This is a genomic window from Aeromonas finlandensis (genome assembly GCF_000764645.1).
Lineage (GTDB): Bacteria > Pseudomonadota > Gammaproteobacteria > Enterobacterales > Aeromonadaceae > Aeromonas > Aeromonas finlandensis.
On sequence record NZ_JRGK01000338.1, the window covers coordinates 1 to 3,372 of the forward strand.

General features: G+C 58.1%; 3 protein-coding genes. All 3 read right to left on the minus strand.

What is annotated here, in order from left to right; genetic code table 11:
* Positions 1–846: ribonuclease D (gene rnd / locus LD28_RS0120485; RefSeq protein ID WP_033138746.1), on the minus strand; the 846-nt coding region annotated here is incomplete at its 3' end.
* Between the two features lie 108 nt (positions 847–954).
* Positions 955–2,631, minus strand: a complete 1,677-nt coding sequence (fadD, locus tag LD28_RS0120490) for a long-chain-fatty-acid--CoA ligase FadD (RefSeq protein WP_156120339.1) — start codon at positions 2,629–2,631, stop codon at positions 955–957.
* 198 nt (positions 2,632–2,829) lie between these two features.
* Positions 2,830–3,372 (minus strand): alpha/beta fold hydrolase (locus LD28_RS0120495; RefSeq protein ID WP_033138748.1); only part of this gene is annotated, 543 nt, incomplete at its 5' end.

The window sequence follows — 3,372 nt, forward strand, 5'->3', positions numbered from 1 at the left end:
CTGCTGAGCGCGGGCGACGATATCGAGCATCCGCTTGCCGTGGATCTTGATCTCGATGGGCGAGAGGCCCAGCTCGTTGAGATCACGCATGGAGGTCGGGCGACGCTCCGCCACCTTGAACAGGTGCAGCTCCTTGACCACGAAGTTGAGGGCAAGATCGCGGCGTACCGCCTCTTGCTGACGCCAGGCGGCCAGCTCGCGCAGGATGGCAAGCTCACGGCGGCCCAGTTGCCAGGCGTTGACGATTTCAAGGTAAGCCTGACGGGGATCGCTACCCTGGGTCTTGCGGGCGGAGTGGTTTTGGCACTCCTGCTCGAACCAGGCAAACTTGCCGCTTTCCCGCAGTTTGGCCATCACCTTCTCGTAGAGCGGCATCAGGTAGAACACATCCGCCGCCGCGTATTCAAGCTGACGAGCGGTGAGCGGACGAGCCAGCCAGTCGGTGCGCGCCTGATCTTTTTCCAGCTCGACCCCGAGGAATTCGTTCACCAGCGCGCCAAAGCCGACCGAGACACCGTAACCGAGAAATGCGGTGGCCAGCTGGGTATCGTGCATCTGGTTGGGCAGGTGGCCTGCCTGATGCTGGATAAGCTCCAGATCTTCACCAGAGGCGTGCAGGATGGCGATCTGCCCTTCCCTGCCCAGTCGCTGCCAGAGGGCGGAAAGATCCAGCGTCAGCGGATCCAGCAGCGCCAGATGCTCGCCGTCATAGATCTGAAACAGGCCAAGCTGGGGATAGTAGGTGCGGGTGCGAACGAATTCAGTATCGATAGCCAGGGGAACGTCGGCCAGAGAAGCGAGATAGAGCTCAAGTTCGGCTTGCTGAGTGATAAGTTGATAGTGCATCTGTGCCTGCGCGGTTGATCAGGGCCAAAAAGAAAAAACCGTGGGATGACCCACGGTTTTGCATAACGACGGTGCTGGTTTGCAGAGGGTTCTGCAGCCGCAGTCCGGTTATTGCTTGGCAATCTCCTCGTCGCGCAGTACGCGGCGCAGGATCTTGCCCACATTGGTCTTGGGAAGTTCGTCACGAAATTCTACCAGTTTCGGCACCTTATAGGCAGTCAGATGTTTGCGGCAGTGGGCAATAATCTCGTCCTCCTGCAATTTTGCATCTTTCTTGACCACAAAGATCTTCACCAGCTCGCCGGAGACCTTGTGCGGCACGCCGACGGCGGCCACCTCCAGCACTTTCGGGTGCAGGGCAACGACATCTTCGATCTCGTTCGGATAGACGTTGAAACCTGAGACCAGGATCATGTCCTTCTTGCGGTCAACGATCTTGAAGAAACCCTGCTCGTCGCACACGGCGATATCACCGGTACAGAGCCAGCCATCCTGCATCACTTCGGCGGTCGCTTCGGGGCGCTGCCAGTAGCCGGTCATCACCTGCGGGCCACGAACCTGCATCTCGCCGGGAGTGCCGAGGGCGTGAACCACCTGGCCATTGTCATCCACCAGACGGATCTCGGTAGAACAAACCGGCAGGCCGATGGAGCCGTTGTAGTCGGTCAGATCGTAGGGGCAGACGCTCACCAGTGGCGAACACTCGGTCAGGCCATAGCCTTCCAGCAGCGGGGTGTCGGTCAGTGTCTTCCACTTCTCCGCAACCGCGCGTTGCACCGCCATGCCGCCGCCGATGGTCAGCTTGAGCTTGTCAAAGGCGATCCCCTGAAACTCGTCGTTGTTGACCAGCGCATTGAACAGGGTGTTGACCCCGGTAATGCAGGTGAAGGGGTACTTCTTGATCTCTTTGACAAAGCCCGGGATGTCGCGCGGGTTGCTGATCAGCAGGTTGTAGCCGCCGATGCGCATAAAGAGCAGGCAGTTCACGGTCAGGGCAAAGACGTGATAGAGCGGCAGCGCGGTGACCACGAACTCCTTGCCACGCTCCAACATGGGACCATAGACGCCGAGGCACTGCTCGACGTTGGCAATCATGTTGCGATGAGTCAGCATGGCCCCTTTGGAGAGGCCGGTGGTGCCACCGGTGTACTGCAGGAAGGCGAGATCGTCGTTGGTGATCTCGGGCTTGATGTACTGCAGGAAACGTCCCTTGGAGAGGGCCTGACGCATGGTAGTGGCGTGGGGCAGATTGTATTTCGGCACCAGCTTCTTGACATACTTGACCACGAAATTGACCAAGGTGCCCTTGGCCAGACCCAGGTTGTCCCCCATCCGGGTCAGGATGACGTGCTTGATCGGGGTGTCGTAGACCACTTTTTCCAGGGTATGGGCAAAGTTGGAGACGATAACAATCGCCTTGGCACCGGAGTCTTTAAGCTGATGCTCCAGCTCGCGCGGGGTATAGAGCGGGTTGACGTTGACCACTATCATGCCGGCGCGCAGGATGCCAAACACGGCGATGGGGTATTGCAGCAGGTTCGGCATCATCACCGCAACCCGATCCCCCTTCTCCAGCTTCAACTCGTTTTGCAGATAGGCAGCAAAGGCGCGGGACTGCTCTTCCAGTCGGCGGTAGGTGATGGTCTGCCCCATATTGACGAAGGCAGGTTGGTCGGCAAACTGGCCCACCGAGGATTCGAACATCTCGACCAGGGAGCCGTACTGGTCTGGATTTATCTCGGCGGGAACCCCTTCCGGATAACGCTTCAACCAGACTTTTTCCACGAACTTCTCCTGCATAACTAGCACCTGTGCGCTCACTGTGTTGCCTCCGTCCCTGTTCACATCCATTTTAATCAGTTGTTTTAAGCTGATGCTCTAATGCCGCACATATTTACACAGCGCAACATCAATTAACAGCGGATTAACAACTGAAAAATGTGAGGGAGGAAACAAACCTGGAATTATTGAAAGCCGGCGATTCTACCGAAACTGACAAAACTTTACGATATAAATGGCCGTATCAGCCGAATTTTCCATATGGAAATGGTGGTTTCCGCCCAATATGACCCGATCGATCTGCTGGAAGGCATCCTGACGGGCCTGCCATTGGGCTTCAAGGGCAGCAAAGCCCTGCTCCCCCTGAATAAACAACACGGGACAACGGATGGCCGCCATCAGTGCCCGGGCCTGCCCTTCGCTCATTCTCAGGGGCGAAAGATCCCGCAAACGGGGGTCGCTGCGCCAGTGCCAGCGCCCTGCCCTCATCTCAAGCTGCCGCTCACAGATCAGGCGCGCCGCCTGCGGCGTGATATCCGCCACTTTACAACGGGCTGCCACCGCTTCATCAATGGAGGCAAAGCCGTTGGCACTGCGTTCCCGGGTGCGACTGCGGTTTAAAATCGCTCGTCGCAGTTGGGCAGGTACCTCCTCATCGGGCTGACTCAGCGGCCCTAACCCCTCCAGCATGATCAGCCGTTCTACCTGCTCGGGAAACACCCCGGCATAGGCCGAGGCGATCAGCGC